Origin of the sequence: Mycolicibacterium pallens (genome assembly GCF_019456675.1) — a bacterium.
Lineage (GTDB): Bacteria > Actinomycetota > Actinomycetes > Mycobacteriales > Mycobacteriaceae > Mycobacterium > Mycobacterium crocinum.
Genome location: NZ_CP080333.1, coordinates 2,504,481 through 2,522,318, shown reverse-complemented (window position 1 = coordinate 2,522,318; position 17,838 = coordinate 2,504,481). Strand labels below are relative to the sequence as shown.

Annotated in this window: 20 protein-coding genes; 11 read left to right on the top strand and 9 right to left on the bottom strand. The window is 67.9% G+C overall.

Annotated features, from left to right (window positions below):
- Nucleotides 1-114: 114 nt before the first annotated feature.
- On the top strand, nt 115-1,203 hold the full coding sequence (locus K0O64_RS12435) for a GGDEF domain-containing protein (protein ID WP_071949898.1): 1,089 nt from the start codon (nt 115-117) through the stop codon (nt 1,201-1,203).
- Between the two features lie 13 nt (nt 1,204-1,216).
- Here K0O64_RS12435 and K0O64_RS12430 read toward each other — a convergent pair whose 3' ends face one another.
- Nucleotides 1,217-1,513, bottom strand: a complete 297-nt coding sequence (locus K0O64_RS12430) for a helix-turn-helix transcriptional regulator (protein WP_071949899.1) — start codon at nt 1,511-1,513, stop codon at nt 1,217-1,219.
- Nucleotides 1,514-1,639: 126 nt separating this feature from the next.
- On the opposite strand from K0O64_RS12430, the gene K0O64_RS12425 reads away from it, so the two are divergent.
- The 4 genes from K0O64_RS12425 to K0O64_RS12410 are packed head-to-tail and all read left to right on the top strand — an operon-like array spanning nt 1,640 to nt 6,690.
- On the top strand, nt 1,640-3,169 hold the full coding sequence (locus K0O64_RS12425) for a proton-conducting transporter transmembrane domain-containing protein (protein WP_083542645.1): 1,530 nt from the start codon (nt 1,640-1,642) through the stop codon (nt 3,167-3,169).
- The gene (locus tag K0O64_RS12420) at nt 3,166-5,721 is read left to right on the top strand and encodes a DUF2309 domain-containing protein (RefSeq protein WP_071945495.1); all 2,556 of its coding nucleotides are present in this window, start codon (nt 3,166-3,168) and stop codon (nt 5,719-5,721) included. The genes K0O64_RS12425 and K0O64_RS12420 overlap by 4 nt, the downstream gene beginning before the upstream one ends.
- Before the next feature lie 4 nt (nt 5,722-5,725).
- Entirely contained in the window at nt 5,726-6,049 is a 324-nt protein-coding gene (locus K0O64_RS12415) for a P-II family nitrogen regulator (protein WP_071945497.1), read from the top strand.
- Nucleotides 6,050-6,078: 29 nt separating this feature from the next.
- The gene (locus tag K0O64_RS12410; protein ID WP_071945505.1) at nt 6,079-6,690 is read left to right on the top strand and encodes a carbonic anhydrase; all 612 of its coding nucleotides are present in this window, start codon (nt 6,079-6,081) and stop codon (nt 6,688-6,690) included.
- Nucleotide 6,691: 1 nt separating this feature from the next.
- On the opposite strand, the gene K0O64_RS12405 is transcribed toward K0O64_RS12410, so the two are convergent.
- From K0O64_RS12405 to K0O64_RS12385, 5 genes are all read right to left on the bottom strand, one after another.
- Entirely contained in the window at nt 6,692-7,075 is a 384-nt protein-coding gene (locus K0O64_RS12405; protein WP_071949900.1) for a DUF1304 domain-containing protein, read from the bottom strand.
- An 11-nt stretch (nt 7,076-7,086) separates the two neighbouring features.
- Nucleotides 7,087-8,151 (bottom strand): Holliday junction branch migration DNA helicase RuvB, encoded by a 1,065-nt coding sequence (gene ruvB, locus K0O64_RS12400; protein WP_071945507.1) that lies wholly within the window; start codon nt 8,149-8,151, stop codon nt 7,087-7,089.
- The gene (gene ruvA / locus K0O64_RS12395) at nt 8,148-8,738 is read right to left on the bottom strand and encodes a Holliday junction branch migration protein RuvA (protein WP_071945509.1); all 591 of its coding nucleotides are present in this window, start codon (nt 8,736-8,738) and stop codon (nt 8,148-8,150) included. Before ruvA ends, ruvB begins: the two co-directional genes overlap by 4 nt.
- Nucleotides 8,735-9,292 (bottom strand): crossover junction endodeoxyribonuclease RuvC, encoded by a 558-nt coding sequence (ruvC, locus tag K0O64_RS12390; protein ID WP_071949901.1) that lies wholly within the window; start codon nt 9,290-9,292, stop codon nt 8,735-8,737. The genes ruvA and ruvC overlap by 4 nt, the downstream gene beginning before the upstream one ends.
- Nucleotides 9,293-9,355: 63 nt before the next feature.
- On the bottom strand, nt 9,356-9,658 hold the full coding sequence (locus tag K0O64_RS12385) for a hypothetical protein (RefSeq protein ID WP_225933701.1): 303 nt from the start codon (nt 9,656-9,658) through the stop codon (nt 9,356-9,358).
- Nucleotides 9,659-9,708: 50 nt separating this feature from the next.
- Between K0O64_RS12385 and K0O64_RS12380 the strand changes: the two genes are divergently transcribed.
- Nucleotides 9,709-11,121: a molybdopterin-containing oxidoreductase family protein gene (locus tag K0O64_RS12380; RefSeq protein ID WP_225933700.1), complete on the top strand. Its 1,413-nt coding sequence runs from the start codon at nt 9,709-9,711 to the stop codon at nt 11,119-11,121.
- A gap of 3 nt (nt 11,122-11,124) precedes the next feature.
- Nucleotides 11,125-11,697 (top strand): molybdopterin dinucleotide binding domain-containing protein, encoded by a 573-nt coding sequence (locus K0O64_RS29895; RefSeq protein WP_225933699.1) that lies wholly within the window; start codon nt 11,125-11,127, stop codon nt 11,695-11,697.
- Between the two features lie 2 nt (nt 11,698-11,699).
- Here K0O64_RS29895 and K0O64_RS12375 read toward each other — a convergent pair whose 3' ends face one another.
- Nucleotides 11,700-12,452, bottom strand: coding sequence for a YebC/PmpR family DNA-binding transcriptional regulator (locus tag K0O64_RS12375; protein ID WP_071945511.1), 753 nt, complete (start codon nt 12,450-12,452; stop codon nt 11,700-11,702).
- A gap of 128 nt (nt 12,453-12,580) precedes the next feature.
- On the opposite strand from K0O64_RS12375, the gene K0O64_RS12370 reads away from it, so the two are divergent.
- A complete protein-coding gene (locus tag K0O64_RS12370) occupies nt 12,581-13,930 on the top strand; it encodes an MFS transporter (RefSeq protein ID WP_071949903.1) in 1,350 nt (449 codons plus the stop codon).
- Here the strand turns inward: K0O64_RS12370 and K0O64_RS12365 are convergent.
- Nucleotides 13,927-14,526, bottom strand: coding sequence for a TetR/AcrR family transcriptional regulator (locus K0O64_RS12365; protein ID WP_071945513.1), 600 nt, complete (start codon nt 14,524-14,526; stop codon nt 13,927-13,929). The two genes, K0O64_RS12370 and K0O64_RS12365, sit on opposite strands and share 4 nt — an antisense overlap.
- Before the next feature lie 95 nt (nt 14,527-14,621).
- Here K0O64_RS12365 and K0O64_RS12360 point away from each other — a divergent pair, with 95 nt between their 5' ends.
- Genes K0O64_RS12360 through K0O64_RS12350 form a run of 3 tightly spaced genes read left to right on the top strand, consistent with a single transcriptional unit; the run spans nt 14,622 to nt 17,671 of the window.
- A complete protein-coding gene (locus K0O64_RS12360) occupies nt 14,622-16,364 on the top strand; it encodes a CocE/NonD family hydrolase (RefSeq protein WP_096311265.1) in 1,743 nt (580 codons plus the stop codon).
- Nucleotides 16,365-16,385: 21 nt separating this feature from the next.
- On the top strand, nt 16,386-16,766 hold the full coding sequence (locus tag K0O64_RS12355; RefSeq protein ID WP_071949905.1) for a carboxymuconolactone decarboxylase family protein: 381 nt from the start codon (nt 16,386-16,388) through the stop codon (nt 16,764-16,766).
- An 8-nt stretch (nt 16,767-16,774) separates the two neighbouring features.
- Nucleotides 16,775-17,671, top strand: coding sequence for an NAD(P)-dependent oxidoreductase (locus K0O64_RS12350; RefSeq protein WP_096312827.1), 897 nt, complete (start codon nt 16,775-16,777; stop codon nt 17,669-17,671).
- Here the strand turns inward: K0O64_RS12350 and K0O64_RS12345 are convergent, their stop codons facing one another.
- Entirely contained in the window at nt 17,672-17,815 is a 144-nt protein-coding gene (locus K0O64_RS12345; RefSeq protein ID WP_164520062.1) for a hypothetical protein, read from the bottom strand.
- Nucleotides 17,816-17,838: the final 23 nt, after the last annotated feature.

Genomic DNA, 17,838 nt, shown 5'->3' with positions numbered 1-17,838 from the left:
GCAAAGACCCTCGCCGGGCGGTTCGCCGGGACGCCTAGTACTATTTCCGACAGACTCGCAGCCTCCGGGGGCCGGCTGTGGGCGGTTCGGGAGCATATGCACAAGGACATGGGCATGGCCGCGTGGGTCCGGCGGTGGTGGCACCAACCCGACCAATACGACTGGCTGTCGGAATATCTCGCGTCGCGCCATCTGCAGCGCTTCAGTCGGATCCTGATCGCGTCGGTCGTCGTCATCCTCGGTGTGGTGCCCCTCGTGATGCTGTTCAGCTCGTCTGGTCCACAGGGTCAGGTCCACCGCACTGCCGCAGTCGTAATGTCAGCCCTGTCGTTCGGCGGGGCGTCCGCCTGGCTCGTCGGCTGGCCGAGCCGCCGTCAATCCGTGCTCTTCGCCATCGGTGCCAACGCGGGTGTGACTCTTGCGGTCGTGATCGCCGGGACACCGGCCACGGGGTTGCTGGCGTGTGCCACCTTCGCTCCCATTGCCGGCTATGTCGGCTTGTACCACTCCGGCCGGCTGCTGGCGGCGACGCTGCTCAACGCCATCGTCACCACCCTCTTCGCCGGGGTGCGGATTGCTGCGGCCGGCGACACCGCGATGGCTGTCGGACATGTGCTGGGTGTCCTGATCGCAGTGCTCGCTGTCCCGTTCGGAACCCAATTGCTCCTGCACCTGCTCACCCTTGACGCCAGAATGTCGAACACCGACCCGCTGACGGGACTGCGCAATCGCCGGGGCTACGACCAGTCAACCCTCACGCTGATCGCCGCGGCGGAGCGGCCACAGTCGCAGTGGCTGGCTGTGACTCTCGTCGACTTGGACGGCTTCAAGCAGATCAACGACACCCACGGCCACGGCTACGGCGACGCGGTGCTGATTGCCGTCGCGGACAATCTGCGGCGCGCCAGCGCCATGAATTCGGTGGTGGCCCGGCTTGGCGGTGAGGAATTCCTCATCGCCGAGCTGATCGGGCCGGACGACGCCGCGGGCACCGCCGAACGGTTACGCGCCGCCGTGGAGGCCGCGGCGGGTGAGGTGACCGCCAGCGTCGGCGTCGCGTCGATGGCACTGACGGATATCGGCGGCACCGTGGCCGCCGCGCTCACCGAGCTCGTCAGCCAGGCCGATGCGGCGATGTACGAAGCAAAACGGGCCGGCGGCAACCAGATTCGGGTGCGGGAAGCCGCCAGCCGAAGTCGGTGAGCGCGGGCGAAACTCAGGAGCTTTCGGTCGAATCCTTCGACTCATGCAGCACCGCGAGGATCTCGCCGATGCGATGACCGTGTTCGACCGGATGCCGCAGGGGCCGGTCGGCCCGGATCCGGTAGTAATTGCGCCGCCCTTCGCGCAGCCGGTCGAGATAACCCGCCTCGACCAGGTCGGCGACGATGCGCTGGGCCGCGCGTTCGGTCACTCCCACGCGCTCGGCGACGTCGCGCAAGCGGATCCCCGGATCGCGCGCGATGCACAGCAGGGTGTGCGCGTGGTTGGTGAGAAACGTCCACTCCCCCATACCGGAATCGTAGTTCGTCACTAGCAATACCTGAAACAACACGCGCCATCACGTCGTCAGACCCATATGCGACACATATTTCCCGAAGCTTGACATACGTATTTCAATACCCGTACTTTCCGTCGTATGTTGACCTCCTGGAACCCGCTTCTCGCCATGATGCTGACCGCACCGGCGACGTTCGCGCTGGTAGCGGCGGTCTGCAAACCACTCAGCGGCCGAGCGGCGGGCCGCGGCGGCGCGCTGGTCGCGGGCTTCGGCTTCCTGGCAGCTGCTGCGATGGCCGTCAACGTCGGCCGCGAGGTGCCGGTGACCGCAACCCTCGGTGGCCTCGGAGTTACCGTCGATCGGCTGGCCGCCGTGCTGCTGCTCCTGGTGTTCGGCGTCAGCACCGTGGTTCAGGTCTTCGCCATCCGGTACCTGGCCGGTGATCGGCGTGCCGGCTGGTTCACCGCCGGGGCGTCGCTGCTGACGTCGGCTTCAGCCGGCCTGGTCACCGCGACAACTCTGATCGGGCTCGCGATCAGCTGGACGATCGCAGGCATCGCCCTTTGCCTACTGCTCGGCATGTACTGGCACTTGCCCGCCGCCCGGGACGGCGTCCGTCGCACCGCCACCGCCTTCGTGATCGGCGACCTCGCGCTGTGGGCGGCCGTGGTGTTGGCGACGGCCCACTGGGGACTCGTGGACCTGCTCGCGCTGAATGCCGCGGACCTCGCCGGGCCCCTGGTGCCGCTGATTGCCTGCCTGGTGGTGATCGCCGCGCTCTCCCGATCCGCCCAGTGGCCCTTCCACCGGTGGCTGCCGGCCACCCTCGCCGCACCTACGCCGGTGTCCGCGCTCCTGCATGCCGGCGTGGTCAACGCCGGAGGCATCCTGCTCGTGCGCCTGGCTCCCCTGGTTTCCACAGATGCAGCTCGGATCCTGACGATCGCCGCGGGTGCCGCCACGCTGACCTACGGTGCGGTGGTCATGCTCGTGAAGGCGGATGTCAAAGGCGCGCTGGCGAATTCGACGATGGCCCAGATGGGCTTCATGATCCTCACCTGCGGCCTGGGCCTATGGGCGGCAACGATCTTCCACCTCGTCGCCCACGGGTTCTACAAAGCGACGCTGTTCCTGTCCTCGGGGTCGGCAATCGCTCAGCGGCGGCGGGCTTCCGCACGACCACCGGCACGAGCCATGAGTCGGCGGCGGCGCGCACTCACCGCCCTCACCGCCTCGGTGCTGCCGGCGCTCGCCCTATACGCCGCGGCGCAAGCGATTTCGCTGGCGCCCGGGCAACACACCGCGGAGCAGGCTCTGCTGGCCTTCGCGTGGGCGACCGGCGCAACCGTCACCTGGGGCTGGCTGACGAGGCGTCGCGGCATCGCCGCAGGGATTGCCGCGGCAACCTTGCTGTTCGCCGCAGCTATCGCGTACCTCGGCCTGATCACGGCCGTCGGGCACTTCCTCGCCCCGTCGCTGCCCACGCCCACCGCGCCAGCCGCTCTCGCCTGGAGCGTCGCCGCCGCCGTGAGCGCGGTACTGGCCGGGTTGGCGGTCCTGCGGCGAATGCCCGCCACCGCGATCCACCGCGCGATCTATGCGCGAGCCATCAGCACCGGATACATCGCTCCCTCCTCGCCCACCCACCTGACAGGAGCCCGCTCATGACCGTCACCGACACCGTCTCCACCGCCACCCGCCGAGCCCACCTGCGCAGCGACGTGGCGCTCGCCGCCCGGGTGTTGCCCACGCACTATCCACTGGGAACCTTCATCGCGGTCAACCCGTTGGCAGGCCTGGAAGCCATGCCCTTCGAACAGGCGATCCGCCGGGCCGGTGACCTCTACGGCATGCCGGCAACGCTGGCGCCCAACACGTTTCGCGAGCTGTACCGCGCGGGGCGCATCACCGACGACGACCTCGATGCGGCGATCATCCGCCGCTACCCCAATCTGCCCGGCCTGCCGACGCTGCAGCTCGGCGCGCACGAGGTCCGGCCGGTGACATTGTTGAGGGCCGATCTGCTGCACGGGCCCGGGCAGACAGAACACGTGCGTCGCTATCGGACGTGCGCTGAACAACACGATCCGCAGGCCGCCCACACCATCGACACCCAGGTGGGGAAATGGTGCTCGGCGTACTTCGGTCACGGCGCCTGGCCGATGCCGGGGCGGCAGAACGGGTTCTACTCGGCGTGGCGGGCGCTCGCATCCGGCGACCACACACTGAAGCGTGCTGTCCGCCAACGGCTTCGCGAGGTGCCGGCGCGCCCGGACGATGCCACCCTGGCCGCGCTGGACATGCTGGGTGTGCCGGACGAGGCGCGAATCGCCTACCTGCAGGCACATCTGACCTGCCTGCCCGGCTGGGCGGGGCACATCCAGTGGTGCAGCGGCACCGACGCCGGGATCGACCTCATGGCGTATCTCGCCGTTCGACTGACCTACGAGTGCGCACTGCTCGGCGGCGATCAGCAGTACCGGACCCTCGACCCAGCCCCAGAGCCGACGACACCCACGGCGCGTGACCGCGCCAACCACCTCGTCCGGTTCTGGGAGCTCGCCGGTGTCACCGAGGGTGAGCTGGGCGCGGCGGCACGGGTACTGGCAGCGCTGCCGGTAGCCGCACGGGAAATGCTGTGGCAGAACGCTTTCGAAGAAAGCTATCGCAATCGGTTGCTCAGCACCCTGCACGTCGAGCGGCACGAGTCCAGCGCGTCTGCGCATACGCAGCTGGTGACGTGCATCGATACCCGCTCGGAAGGACTACGACGCCACCTCGAGTCACTCGGCGGCTACGAAACCCTGGGCTTCGCCGGCTTCTTTGCCGTGGCCATCAGATTCACCGACCTGCTCGGTGGCGCGGCCAGCGATCTGTGCCCGGTCCTCATCGCGCCGAACTACGACATCACCGAGGCACCCTCCCGACACGGCGTCGAATACGCGGCCCGTCGGATCTCCGGTGCACTCGACCTGGCGGGCGCCGAATCGGCGTTTCACACCGCCAAAGAGGCACTGGCAGCACCCTTCACGCTCGCCGAGGTCGCGGGGTGGGTGGCCGGGCCACTGGCAACCATCAAGACGCTCACCCCCGGGCTGGCCGGTGCCCTGCGCCAACGGTTGCACCGCTGGGCGGTGCCCCACGCGCCGACAGTGCTCAACGTCGACGCCATACCGCTGGCCGAGCGTGTCCTGTACGCCCAGGTGGCGCTGACCACGATGGGCCTGGTCAGCGGGTTCGGCCGCCTGGTAGTGCTGTGCGGGCATGGGAGTTCGACCGAAAACAACCCGTACCAGGCCGCGCTGGAATGCGGAGCGTGCGGCGGACAGGCGGGCGGCCCCAATGCCCGCACCGCCGTGGCGATCCTGAACGAACCCCAGGTGCGAGAGGAACTGCGCAGCGCGGGTATCGACATCCCGGACTCGACGTATTTTGTTGCCGCGCAGCATGACACCGCTACCGATCGGGTGTCGATCCTCGACCGGCATCTGATTCCGGCCGATTATGCCGACGACGTCGATCGCCTGGTCGCTGACCTGGGTCGTGCGGGAGCGGCGTTGGCAGCCGAACGGTGCGCGACGCTGCCGGGGGCACCGCCAACGCTCTCCCCGCAACGGGCGGCCCGGCACGTCGCGGCCCGGTCGACCGACTGGGCCCAGGTCTACCCGGAATGGGGTCTGGCCGGGAACGCGGCCTTCATCGTCGCGCCCCGTGATGTCTCTGCCGGGCTGAATCTGGAGCGGCGCACGTTCCTGCACTCCTACGACCCGGATGTGGATCCCGACGGCGCAGCCCTGGAGACCATCCTCACCGCGCCGCTGGTGGTCGCTCAATGGATCAACTGCCAGTACTACTTCTCCACCGTCGCGCCGGACGTGTTCGGGGCTGGGACCAAAACCATCCACAACGTCGTCGGCACAGCCGGCGTGCTGGCCGGGCACAGCGGCGACCTGCAACTGGGTCTGCCATGGCAGTCCCTCGCCGACGGTGACCAGTTGCGGCATGAACCGCTCCGGCTTCACGCGGTGGTTCAAGCCCCACTGGACCGCATCGACACTATCGTCGAACGAAACCCCATCCTGCAGCACCTGTTCGGCAATGACTGGGTCGGGCTGGCCGCACGCGAGTCGTACGGAACACCCTGGCACCGGTGGACCCGCAACGGTTGGCAACCCTGGTTCGAATCCCCCTCCACTGCACAACTCTCGACGAGGAGATGATCCCATGACCGCACCCGCACTGACCAAGATGACCAAGATCGAGGTGGTGGTCCCCGGCGGCGAAGCCCCCGCCGTACGCGACCTCATTCAAAGCGTTGGCGCTACCGGATACACCAGCGTGTCAGGCGTTTCGGGCCTCGGGCACCACGGTTACCGACAGGGTCGGCTGCTCTTCAATCAGCAAGCGGCGCTGGAACTACTCATCACCGTTGTCCCGGAATCGAAAGTAGGTGCTCTCTTGGCCGGCCTGCGCCCGCTACTCGACGCGTCATCCGGGGTCATGTTCGTCACCGAGACCTACGTCAGCCGGCCCGAATACTTCAGCTGATTTCTCACCCCACCACAGAAAGGATCATCATGTCCGACCCGAAGAATGCCTGGCACCAGCTGCGTGCCGGAAACGAGCTCTTCTACGTACCGGCCGCAGGCCGCCGCCGCAATCCGATCGTCCACACCCCGACTGCCGCGGTATTCCGGTGCGCGGACTCACCGGTCGGCAGTGCGATGGCCTTCGGCCAGAGCTGGGGCTCCTTGCTCGAGGTCAGCACCTGGGGCCACGTGATCGACTCCGGTGTTCTGGCCACTATGGAGTACGCAGTCGATACCCTCGCCGTACCGCTGATCGTGATTCTCGGCCACGACGAGTGCCCTGCCGTGCGCGCGGCGATGCGGGCCTGGGATGAGGCGGTGATACCGGACGGAGCCGCCAGAATCCCTGTGCAGCAAGGGATCGCGTCCATCGTGCGGCGGGGTGTCGGGACCGACTCGGTCAAGGCCGTCACCGCCGCGCACATCGTGGAAACCGGCGTGGCGCTGACCGAGCGCTCACCGAAGATCGCCCACCACGTCGACACCGGCCGGTGCGCGATTGTCTGCGCCGGAATCGATTCCGATAGCGGGCACCTGCGCACGTACGCGACCATCGGGCCGGTCGGTGACGTGTCGGATAGCTTGCTGGAGTGCGTGTGAGTCAGATGAGCGCGATCACCAGCAGCACGACGGCGACCAACGGAAATGCCCCCTGAGTCACCGCCGCACGGGCCTTGTCCGGGGCGGACGCCAGCAGCACGACAGCGGCGGCGAGCATGGACCCGACGCCGGCGAAGATCAGCGCCGCACCGATTCCGGTGTGGCCCTGCAGGATTGCGATAATCCCGACGATACTGACGATCGCCAGGAACAGGTTGTAGAAGCCCTGGTTGAGGGCCATCAGTTTGGTGGTCTCGGCTTCCTCGGCGGTGGTGCCGAACACCGCGCGGGTGCGCGGCGTGGTCCACGTCAGCGACTCCATCGTGAAGATGTAGACGTGCAGCAGCGCGGCGAGGCCGGCGAAGATCACTGCGGCGATGACCATCGGCGCTCCCATCACTCGAAAAGGCCGGCCTGCCCCAGCCCGCTGGCCCGCGGCGGAGGAACCATGCCGAGGTGGGTCCAGGCTAGCGGCGTCGCCACCCGGCCGCGGGGAGTCCGCGCGATCATTCCGGCGCGCACCAGGAACGGTTCGCAGACCTCTTCGACCGTGGTGGCTTCCTCCCCCACCGCGACGGCCAACGTCGACACCCCGACCGGTCCGCCGCCGAAGCTCTTGGTCAGCGCGGTGAGCACCGCCCGGTCGAGCCGGTCCAGCCCGAGTTCGTCGACGTCGTACACCGCCAGCGCGGCCTTGGCGATATCGCGGGTGATCACACCGTCGGCGCGCACTTCGGCGTAGTCGCGCACCCGCCGCAGCAACCGGTTGGCGATACGCGGCGTTCCCCGCGAGCGGCGGGCAATTTCCGAACCGGCCTCGGCGCCCAGCTCGATGCCGAGGATCCCCGCCGAGCGGGCCAGCACCCGCTCCAGCTCGGGCGGCTCGTAGAAGTCCATGTGCGCGGTGAACCCGAAGCGATCCCGCAGCGGCCCGGTCAGCGCGCCCGACCGGGTCGTGGCACCGACGAGCGTGAACGGCGCGACCTCCAGCGGAATCGACGTCGCCCCAGGACCTTTGCCGACCACGACGTCGACCCGGAAGTCCTCCATCGCCAGGTACAGCATCTCCTCGGCGGGCCGGGCGATGCGGTGGATCTCGTCGATGAACAGCACATCGTGCTCGACGAGATTGGACAGCATCGCGGCCAGATCCCCGGCCCGTTCCAGCGCCGGCCCGGAGGTGACCCGCAGCGACGAGCCCAGCTCGGCGGCGATGATCATCGCCAGCGAGGTCTTGCCCAAACCCGGCGGACCGGACAGCAGGATGTGATCCGGTGTGCCGCCGCGGTTCTTGGCGCCTTCAAGAACCAGTTGCAGCTGTTCGCGCACCCGCGGCTGACCGATGAACTCGCGCAGCGACCGGGGCCGCAGACTGGCGTCGATATCGCCTTCGCCGACGGTCAGGGCCGGCGAGACATCACGCTCGAGTGCCTCGTCCTCCTCGTCTTCGAACCGGCTCATTTCTTACCCAGCATCGACAGCGCCGCCCGCAGCGCACTCTGCGTGGTCGCCTCCGGATCACCGGCCAGCACCTTATCGGTGGCTTCCTCCGCCTGCTTAGCCGCAAAGCCAAGTCCGACAAGGGCTTCCACCACCGGGGCGCGTACCGCGTGACCACTGGCCGCGGCCACCCCGCCGCCACCGGTGACCGGGCCGATCTTGTCCCGCAGTTCGAGCACCATGCGTTCGGCACCTCGCTTGCCGATACCGGGTACCCGCGTCAAAGCGGTCACGTCACCGTCGGCCAGCGCCTGGCGCAGCGCCGTCGCGTCGTAGACGGCCAGCGTCGCCAACGCGATCTTCGGGCCGACCCCGGACACCCCGAGCAGCGTCGAGAACAGGTCGCGGGCGTCGGAATCGGCGAAACCGTAGAGCGTCTGCGAGTCCTCGCGCACGATCATCGCGGTGATGAGCCGCGCCTCGGTACCGCGCCGCAGCGTCGACAGTGTCGACGGCGTGCACATCACCTTGTAGCCCACGCCGGCCGCCTCGATGACGGCATGGTCGAGCGCGATGTCGATCACCTCGCCGCGCACCGAGGCGATCACGCGCGGGCCGCCTTCAGTCGCGCCTGATACGCCCGCTTCTGCTCGGCAGCCATCGCCTCGGCCTTGGCCATCCGCGCGATCATCGGGGCGCGCCAGCAGTGGCAGATCGCCAGGGCGAGTGCGTCGGCGGCGTCGGCCGGGGTCGGCTTCTGCTGCAACTGCAGAATCCGGGTGACCATCGTGGTGACCTGAGCCTTGTCGGCGCGACCGTTACCGGTGACCGCCGCCTTGACCTCACTGGGGGTGTGGAAGTGCACGTCGATGCCGCGGCGCGCGGCCGCCAGCGCGATCACGCCACCAGCCTGCGCGGTGCCCATCGCGGTGTTGGCGTTCTGGTTCGCGAACACCCGCTCGATCGCGATCACGTCCGGCAGGTGAGTGTCCATCCAATGGTCGACGGTGTCGCTGATCGTCAGAAGCCGCCGCTGCAACGGCTCGTCGGACGGAGTCCGCACCACGTCGACGTCGAGCGCGATGACCTGGCGACCGCCGCGACTCTCGATCACCGAGAGGCCGCAGCGCGTCAACCCAGGGTCGACTCCCATCACCCGCACGGATCGCCTTTCGACTACGAACAGCTGTTCGATCACAGTAGCGGGCCGGGCCGACAGGACCGGTCAGGACACGCTGTAGGGCATCCCGTCGCGCATCGACTGGGCGATCTCCTCGATCCGGGCGCCGGAGCGCTTCCAGCCGGTGACCTGCTCGCGGCCGACCTCCTCGCCGTCGCGCGCGGTGATGATTGTCCACGGCACGCCGCACCACTTGGCCAGTAGCCAGAACGGCCACAGCAGCATGAACGGCAGCACGATCAGAAAGATCAGCATGTCGAGGGTGGCGAAGCCGGTCTCCCACGGGATCGTCTTCCACCACCAGCGACGCACCGTCCAGCGGACCCCGTCGGGGTCGGTTACCGTCACCTGGGACATCGTCACCTCCGATACCTGCCCGCAGCGTACGGTTCTTTTCCATGGTCTCGGGCGGTTCCCGCACAGTACGGAGCTTTTGCCGAGTGTGCCCGTCGGTGTGCGGCATCCTCGTCGACATCGACGACGACCGGGTGGTCGCCGTCCACGGTGACCGGGACAACCCCTTCTCCCGCGGCTACACCTGCCCCAAGGGCCGCGCCCTGCCGCTGATTCACCATCATCCCGATCGGCTCGAACGGCCGATGATGCGCACCGACGGCCGGCTGACCGAAACCACCTGGGACGCTTGCCTCGACGAGCTCGGGGCCACGTTGCGTGCCATCATCGCCGAGCACGGTCCCGCGGCGGTCGCCGTCAACTTCGGCACCGGCATCGGCATGGACGCCGCCGGCTACCGCATCGCCGAGGCGCTGCACCGCGCGATCGGTACACCGGCGAAGTTCAGTCCGCTGACCATCGACGGCACCGCCAAGGTTCTGGTCGCGGAGTTGATGGGTGGATCCGCGGGGCTGACCGGACGGCCCGATTACGAGAACGCCGAGCTGGTCATCTTGATCGGCAGCAATCCGGTTGTCTCTCACGGTCATACCGTGGGGATGCCCAATCCTCGCGGATTGTTCCGCGACCTCGCCGCGCGTGCGCAGCTGTGGGTGGTGGACCCGCGTCGCACCGAGACCGCCCGGCTGGCCACCCGCCACCTCGCGCCGCGGCCGGGCACCGACTACGCGGTGCTGGCCTACCTGGTGCGCGAGATCGTGCGCGAGGGCGCCGATACGTGCGTACCGGTCCAGGACTTCGACGTGCTGGCCGCCGCGGTCGAGCCGTTCACCCGCGAACATGCCGCCAGCCTCGCCGACGTCGACCCCACCGATCTCGACGACCTGCTCGCCGCCGTCCGCCGGGCCGGGCACATCGCGATCGACACCGGTACTGGTGTCACCATGTCGGCGAGTGCGAATGTCACGCAATGGCTTTCGTGGGCGCTGCTGATTCTCACCGGCTCGATGAACACCCCCGGCGGGGAGTGGTTCCACCCCGGGTACGGCTATCAGCTGGAGATGTTCGAGCTGCCCATTGCGCCGCCGGAGGGCAAGTCCAAGCCGGGTCCCCGCAGCCGGCCGGACACCCGCGCGTTCATGCGCGAATGGCCGTGCGCGACACTGCCGGACGAGATCGAGGCAGGCAATATCCGCGCACTGCTGAACCTCGGCGGCAGCCTGCTCACGGGTTTCCCGGCCACCGACGCGCTGCGGGCGGCGTTGCCGAAGCTCGAGGTGTTGGCCACCACCGAGATTCTGCCGACCGAGACGACGGCGCTGTCCACGCATGTGCTGCCCACCAAGGATCAGCTCGAGCGTCCGGACGTCACACTGTGGGACTTCATGAGTACGCGGATCTCCGCCCAGCACACGCCGGCGATGATCGCGCCGGTCGGTGAACGCCGCTCGATGTAGTGGGTGCTCGCCGAGATCGGCGCACGGCTGGGCCACGACATCGCCGACACGTCGATGACCGACGAGGAGATGCTAGGCAAGCTGAATGCCGGTGGTCGCGGGAGTTACGACGACCTGGTCACCACCGGGTGGGCCGAGGCCGAGCGGGAGCTGCCTGCCGCGTGGATGCAGCGCCATGTCGAGCGTCTCGGCGGCTGGCGGCTGGCACCGCAACTCCTGGTGGACCAGTTGCACGATCTGCGCCACCCGACCGGTCCGGTGCTGGTGCCGCGCCGCCAATTGCGAAGAGTCAACGCGCAATTGGAGTACCTCGGCGAACAGCCCGAGATTCTGGTGAACCCCGACGACGCGGCTGCCGCAGGCGTCGTCGACGACCAAAAGCTGGTGGTGCGCACCGAATACGGTGAAGTCACCGGGATCGCGAGACTGGACCCGTCGGTGCGCAGCGGTGTGGTGTCGGTGCCGCACGCGCACGTCGGCGCCAACGTCAATCTGTTGACCAGTAAGGACGACCTGGATCCGGCGACCGGGATGACGCGCTACTCAGGGGTGCCGGTCAGCCTGCATCCGGCCTGAGGTCACTCCTCGATCTGGGCCAGGATCTCGTCGGGGATATCGGCGTTGGTGTAGACGTCCTGCACATCGTCGCTATCCTCAAGCGCGTCGACGAGCTTCATGATCTTGCGGGCACCCTCGGCATCCAACGGCACCGTCACCGACGCCTGGAAGCCGGCCTCGGCGGAGTCGTAGTCGATACCGGCGTCCTGCAGCGCGGTGCGCACGGCGACCAGATCGGTCGGCTCGGAAATCACCTCGAAGCTGTCGCCGAGGTCGTTGACCTCTTCGGCGCCGGCATCCAGGACCGCCATCAGCACGTCGTCCTCGGACAGGCCGTTCTTCTCCAGCGTCACCACACCCTTGCGGGAGAACAGGTAGGCCACCGAACCGGGGTCGGCCATGTTGCCGCCGTTGCGGGTCATCGCGACCCGGACCTCGCCGGCGGCGCGGTTGCGGTTGTCGGTCAAACACTCGATGAGCACGGCCACACCGTTGGGGCCGTAGCCCTCGTAGGTGATGTTCTGCCAGTCGGCGCCGCCGGCTTCCTCACCACCGCCGCGCTTGCGGGCGCGCTCGATGTTGTCGTTGGGAACCGAGGACTTCTTGGCCTTCTGGATGGCGTCGTACAGGGTGGGGTTACCGGCCGGGTCGCCGCCGCCGACGCGCGCCGCGACCTCGATGTTCTTGATGAGCTTGGCGAACATCTTGCCGCGCTTGGCGTCGATGACAGCCTTCTTGTGCTTGGTGGTCGCCCACTTGGAATGGCCGCTCATCGGGTTCTTCTCCGTACTGTCCGTTCTGCCGTAACCCGACGAGTCTACTGGGCCGACCCAACGCCCATTGCAATCGTCGTGCGCCGAAGCCTGTTCGCCGGCCGGGCAGGCGGATAGATGTGGAATGCGTGTCCACCATCGCCGAACCACGCGCCGACGCCGACGAGGCATCCTCGAGCACCATCCGCACCGCGCTGCTCTCCAGCCTGATCGGCACGACGATCGAGTGGTACGACTTCTTCCTCTACGCCACCGCGGCCAGCCTGGTGTTCAACCAGGCCTTCTTCCCCCACCAGAGCTCATTGGTCGGAACGCTGTTGTCGTTCGCCACCTTTGCGGTCGGCTTCGTGGTGCGCCCGATCGGCGGGTTCGTGTTCGGCCACATCGGCGATCGCATCGGCCGCAAGAAAACGCTGGCGCTCACCATGTTCCTGATGGGCGGGGCCACCGCACTCATGGGCGTGCTGCCCACCGCCGAGCAGATCGGCTTGCTGGCCCCGATCCTGCTGCTGATCCTGCGCATCGGCCAGGGCTTCGCACTCGGCGGCGAATGGGCAGGCGCGGTGCTGCTCGCCGTCGAGCACAGCCCGGCCAAGCGCCGCGGATTGTTCGGCAGTGTGCCGCAGGTTGGCCTGGCGCTGGGCCTTGCGCTGGGCACCGGCGTCTTCGCGCTGCTGCAGGTTGTCCTGCCGGCGGGGTCGTTTCTGAGCTACGGCTGGCGGATCGCGTTCCTGTTCAGCCTTGTGCTGGTGGTGTTCGGGGTCGTGGTGCGCCTGAAGGCCGCCGAGACGCCGGCGTTCGAGAAGCTCAAGGAGCAGGACCAGCGGTCGGCGGTGCCGCTGCGCGAGATCTTCCGCCGCCCGACCGTGCGCTCGACTGTGCTGGGCATGCTGTCCCGCTGGGGTGAGGGGGCGGCCTTCAACACCTGGGGCGTGTTCGCGATCTCGTACGCGACGGCCACCCTGCACCTGGGCAAGGTGCCGGTGCTGATCGCGGTGACCGCGGCGGCGCTGGTGATGGCCGCGCTGCTGCCGGTGTCGGGGCTGCTGGTCGACCGGTTCGGCGCGAAAGTCGTCTACGGCACCGGCATCGCCGCGTACGGACTGGCGGTGTTCCCGGCGTTTGCGTTGTTCAGCACCCGCAGCCTCGCCGCCTACGCGATCGCGCTGATTGTGGTGTTCGGCGTGATCCACGCCTGGTTCTACGGGGCGCAGGGCACGCTCTACGCGTCGCTGTTTCCCACCCGGGTCCGCTACACGGGTCTGTCGACGGTGTATCAGCTTTCCGGCGTCTACGCCTCGGGCCTGACGCCGCTGATCCTGACGGCGCTGATTGCGGCTGCCCACGGAAAGCCTTGGCTCGCTTGCGGTTACCTCGTGTTCACGGCGGTCGTCAGTGTGATCGCGACCCGCCTGCTTCGGCCCGGTGACTTCGAGGAGGAGCCGGCCGCGAAACCCGTTGCCGCCGCAGCGGTTTAGCTCAAGTCGCCGTCGATGTAGCGCTGCAAATTCGGCGCAACCGCCGCGACGAGCTCGTCGTCGCTCATCGATGCGATCGGCTCGATCTGCCAGATGTAGCGCATCATCGCCAATCCCATGATCTGCGATGACACCAAGCCGCTGCGCACTTGACGATCCCTGTCGTCGACCCCCAGGCCCGACACCCCCATCAGCTGACCCTCCACCACCCGGCGCAGCTTCTCCCGTGTGCTCTGTTCGTGCGCCGCGGTCTGCAGCACCGAGCGCAGCACCGAACCGATCTCGTCGTCGGCCCATGCGCCGAGCATCAGCCGGATCAGCGCGGCACCGAGGTCGGGCACTGGGGTCGTCCAGGTCGCCGCGACGCTCTCCAGCCAGTGCTGCGGAGGATTCGTCGCCGCATCGAGCAGCCCCTCCTTGGACCCGAAGTAGTGGTACACCAGCGCCGGGTCCACGTCGGCGGCCCGAGCCACCGCCCGGATCGTGGTGCCGGCCGAACCGTTCTGGGCGAACTCACCGCGCGCGGCGTCGAGAATCCGCGCCGCCAGCACCCCCTTCTCGTCGCGGGGTCCCGGCGCGGTCACCCTCTTCGCCATGCGCTGCACCTAACCACGAGATTCATATTGCGTTGAGACTAGTTTCATCGTAGCGTGAAACTAGTCTCAACAGAACGTGAAAATAGGAGTCGGGGATGTCAGCCACCAGCGTGTCGGGTATCGACGCAGGTCAGCGCCAGCTGAACGGTCCACAGACGACTGGCAGGCAATACCGAAACCTCAGCGCACCGGAGCACCGCATCACCACCGACATCAACATCGCCGTCCCGATGCGCGACGGCGTGACGCTGATGGCCGACGTGCACCGCCCCGATACCGACGGCCGCTTCCCCGCGCTGATCGCCGCGTCGCCCTACCCCCGGCAGATCCAGGATCTCGGCGCCCCGGCCGGATTCATCGAAGCCGGCGCCACCGACTTCTGGGTGCCGCGCGGCTACACCCACGTCATCGCCAACTTGCGCGGCACCGGCGGATCCGGGGGCACGTTCGGCTTCTTCGACGCCCAGGAACGCCAGGACTTGTACGACCTCGTGGAGTGGGTGGCCGCCCAACCGTGGTGCGACGGCAACGTCGGGATGATCGGCATCAGCTATTTCGCGATGACCCAATTGGAGGCCGCGGTCGAACGCCCGCCCCACCTCAGAGCGATCTTCCCGGTGGCCGTCACATCGGATCTGTACGAAGGCGCGGTACACCACGGCCTGTTCAGCTCCTCGTTCGTCACGCCCTTCCTGTCGATGCTCGGGCTCACCGCCGCCCGCAGCGACGCGTTTTGGCGCAGCCGCCCGCTGGGTGTGGCGCGGTGGGCACTCAACACCCCGCCGCTGCACCACAAATTCGCGACGATGAACGGCGAGGCGGCGGTGACGATGATGCGTGGGCTGCTCAAGGTGCCCCACGATCCGCATCCGTGGGACGAACTGTGGCTCGACGCAGCAGTCAGGCACCCGACTCGCGACGCCTGGTGGGACGAACGCAACCTGCTGCCGTTACTCGAAAAGATCGATATCCCAGTCTATTTGGGCTGCGACTGGCAGAACGCGCCACTACACCTGCCGTCGACGTTCTCCACCTACGCCGCCCTGACCAACAGCGCCACCGTCCGGATTGGGATGCTCGGTGAATTCGGCCTGACCTGGCCGTGGGAAAGCCTGCACATCGAGGCCCTCGCCTGGTACGACCATTGGCTCAAGCGCGGTGACACCGGGATCCTCGACGGCCCGGCCGTCCGCTACGTACTGCCCGGCGCCGAGGGGTGGCGTACATCCGAATCCTGGCCGCCGCCAGGCACATTCCATGAGCTCGCGCTACGCGCCGACGGCGGGCTCGACGATGTCGAAGGCGACGCGGGTGGACGCGACCTCATGACGCTCGGCGCCGGGCTGGGTCGCGCCAAGCCCAGCGCGATCGATCCGCCTTCGGCACTAACCTGGATCACCCAACCGCTGCCCGAGCCGCTCGACGTCGTAGGGAACATCGAACTGCGGTTGGTCGCCAGCAGCACCGCCGCCGATACCGCCTGGATCGTCACGCTGTCCGACGTCAGCCCCGACGGCACCGCGGAGCCGGTGACCGCCGGGTGGCTGCGGGCCAGCCTGCGCGCGGTCGACGAGGCCGCCAGCCGGCCCGGCGCCCCGGTACTCCCCTGCCGGCACGCCGAGGCAGTGCCCGTCGGTGTCGACGTCGAGTATCGAATCCCGTTGGTGCCCAACGCGCGCCGATTCGACACCGGCCACCGTATCCAGATCGCGATCACCAGCGACGACCAGGATCCCGACACCCCGGCCATCATGAATTTTCGGCACGCCAGTGTCGGCACCAGCAGCGTCAACACCGTCCGCTCATCGTCCCGGCTGCTGCTACCCGTGCTCGCCTGAAGCAATGCGATCATGTACGCCATGGACCAGGCGACATACGACAAGGGACGGCAGATCCGCGCCGCGGTGCTCGGCGAGGAGTACGTCGCCAACGCCGAACGGCAGGCCGACGACTTCAGCAAGCCGCTGCAGGATCTGCTCACCGAATACTGCTGGGGTGCGGTGTGGGGCCGCGAGGAGTTGCCGCTCAAGACCCGCAGCATGCTCAATCTGGCGATGATCTCGGTGCTCAACCGCCCCCACGAACTGAAAACCCATGTGCGCGGGGCACTGACCAACGGTGTCACCCGCGAGGAGATCCGCGAGATCCTGCTGCAGGTGGCGATCTACGCCGGAGCGCCCGCCGCCGTCGACGGCTTCCGCGTCGCGCGCGAAACCTTCGCCGAACTCGACGCCCAATGAGCGACGCCATCGACGTCGGCTTCATCGGGTTGGGCAACATGGGCTTTCCGATGGCCGCCCGCCTGATCGAGGCCGGCCATCCGCTGGTGGTCTTCGACACCCGCCCCGACATCGTCGCCAAGGCGGTCGCGTTGGGCGCCCAAGCGGGCACCTCCCCTCGCGACATCGCCGACCGCGCCGAGACCGTGCTGGCCAGCCTGCCGTCGGTACAGGCCTCCCGCGACGTGGCGACCGGTCCGGACGGGGTGATCAAGGGTCAGCGCGTCAGACGCTTTGTCGACCTGTCCACCGTCGGCAGCACGGCCGCCCAGGAGATCCAGGGTCGGCTGTCCGCGCGTGATATCGCGATGCTCGACAGCCCGGTCAGCGGCGGTGTCGGTGGAGCCACCAGAGGCGCACTGGCACTGATGGTTTCGGGACCGCGCGACGAGTTCGAGGTTGTCGAACCGATCTTGGCCAACCTGGGCACCCCGTTTTTCGTCGACACGAAACCAGGCGCCGGCCAGACGATGAAACTGGTGAACAACCTGTTGGCCGCCACAGCGCTGGCCACCACCTGCGAGGTCGTGGTGATGGGTGTGAAGGCGGGGCTGGATCCGTCGGTGATGATCGACGTGATCAACGCCGGCTCGGGCGCCACCAACGCCAGTCGCGACAAGTTCCCGAAGTCGATTCTGCCGCGCACCTTCGACTACGGATTCGCCACCGGGCTGATGGTGAAGGACGTACGGCTCTATCTCGAGGAGGCCACCTCGCTCGGTCTGCCAACCGAAATGGCCGCAGCGGTCGGACGGGTGTGGGAACTCGTCATGAACGAAGAGGGCCCGGACTCGGACTTCACCTGTGCGATCAAGCCGCTCGAGGCGGCCGCGGGTGTGATCGTCGACGGCCGACCCACCAGCTAGTTACAGCGCGCGCCACCAGCTGATCGGCCGCTCCGCAGCCGAATTGCTCTGCCACGCCGGACGCCACAGCCCCGCCGACGATTTCGCGCCGTGCTGCTCGAGCACTTGATGGATCCGCCGACTCAACCAGTTGCGTGACATCATCACGACCTCCTACCGCCGCGCCC

Excerpts from the sequence above, each read along its gene's own strand:
- K0O64_RS12425 (WP_083542645.1), top strand. The coding sequence starts at position 1,640 with ATGTTGACCTCCTGGAACCCGCTTCTCGCCATGATGCTGACCGCACCG.
- K0O64_RS12435 (WP_071949898.1), top strand. The coding sequence starts at position 115 with ATGGCCGCGTGGGTCCGGCGGTGGTGGCACCAACCCGACCAATACGAC.
- K0O64_RS12360 (WP_096311265.1), top strand. The coding sequence starts at position 14,622 with ATGTCAGCCACCAGCGTGTCGGGTATCGACGCAGGTCAGCGCCAGCTG.
- K0O64_RS12345 (WP_164520062.1), bottom strand. The coding sequence starts at position 17,815 with ATGATGTCACGCAACTGGTTGAGTCGGCGGATCCATCAAGTGCTCGAG.
- K0O64_RS12405 (WP_071949900.1), bottom strand. The coding sequence starts at position 7,075 with ATGGTCATCGCCGCAGTGATCTTCGCCGGCCTCGCCGCGCTGCTGCAC.
- K0O64_RS12410 (WP_071945505.1), top strand. The coding sequence starts at position 6,079 with ATGTCCGACCCGAAGAATGCCTGGCACCAGCTGCGTGCCGGAAACGAG.
- K0O64_RS12420 (WP_071945495.1), top strand. The coding sequence starts at position 3,166 with ATGACCGTCACCGACACCGTCTCCACCGCCACCCGCCGAGCCCACCTG.
- K0O64_RS12375 (WP_071945511.1), bottom strand. The coding sequence starts at position 12,452 with ATGAGCGGCCATTCCAAGTGGGCGACCACCAAGCACAAGAAGGCTGTC.
- K0O64_RS12430 (WP_071949899.1), bottom strand. The coding sequence starts at position 1,513 with ATGGGGGAGTGGACGTTTCTCACCAACCACGCGCACACCCTGCTGTGC.
- K0O64_RS12365 (WP_071945513.1), bottom strand. The coding sequence starts at position 14,526 with ATGGCGAAGAGGGTGACCGCGCCGGGACCCCGCGACGAGAAGGGGGTG.
- K0O64_RS12415 (WP_071945497.1), top strand. The coding sequence starts at position 5,726 with ATGACCGCACCCGCACTGACCAAGATGACCAAGATCGAGGTGGTGGTC.
- K0O64_RS12380 (WP_225933700.1), top strand. The coding sequence starts at position 9,709 with ATGGTCTCGGGCGGTTCCCGCACAGTACGGAGCTTTTGCCGAGTGTGC.
- ruvB (WP_071945507.1), bottom strand. The coding sequence starts at position 8,151 with ATGAGCCGGTTCGAAGACGAGGAGGACGAGGCACTCGAGCGTGATGTC.
- K0O64_RS12355 (WP_071949905.1), top strand. The coding sequence starts at position 16,386 with ATGGACCAGGCGACATACGACAAGGGACGGCAGATCCGCGCCGCGGTG.